Source organism: Mycobacterium helveticum, assembly GCF_007714205.1.
Taxonomy (GTDB): Bacteria; Actinomycetota; Actinomycetes; order Mycobacteriales; family Mycobacteriaceae; genus Mycobacterium; species Mycobacterium helveticum.
The window spans coordinates 1-465 of record NZ_VMQU01000367.1 but is presented as its reverse complement, the minus strand read 5'-3'; the positions used below and the strand labels follow the sequence as shown (position 1 = coordinate 465).

Sequence of the window (465 nt, the reverse complement as noted above, 5' to 3'; positions counted from 1 at the left end):
CGCAGCACCCGGCATTGGGTCAGCAGGTGGGCGCCGTGCTCGGTGACCGCGGGCAGCACACCGTTGCGGGCGGCGTCGTTCTTGCACGACCGGTCGCAGAGATAGGTCTGGCAGGTGGCGCAGCCATCGGTGTAGTCACAGGCCATCGGCAGGTGATAGGGGTGCAGTCCGCGCCCGGTCAGGTAGTTGACCAGCGGCTGGTTGTCGGCCGAAAACGGGGGCGCGGCGGGCAGATTGACGTGGGCGGCCTCGGGTCGCAGGGGATCGGGTGCGCCGCGCACCCCGAGGAGTTTTTCGGCCTGGGCGTACCAGGGGCTGAGCTGTTCGTAGGTGATGGGCCAGGCCTCGGGCACGGTGGAGTCGCCGGGGTCGCGGAAGTTTTGCCGCGGGGTGAAATCCTGGGCGAAGAAGCGTTCGCAGACCATGCCGTAGAGGGCCGAGGAGCCGCCGGTGCCGGCACCGATG

The 465-nt window shown here is 69.5% G+C and carries 1 pseudogene; it reads right to left on the bottom strand.

Annotated elements, in window-relative coordinates:
- A pseudogene (locus FPZ47_RS27955) lies at positions 1-465 on the bottom strand (GMC oxidoreductase); the annotation flags it as partial.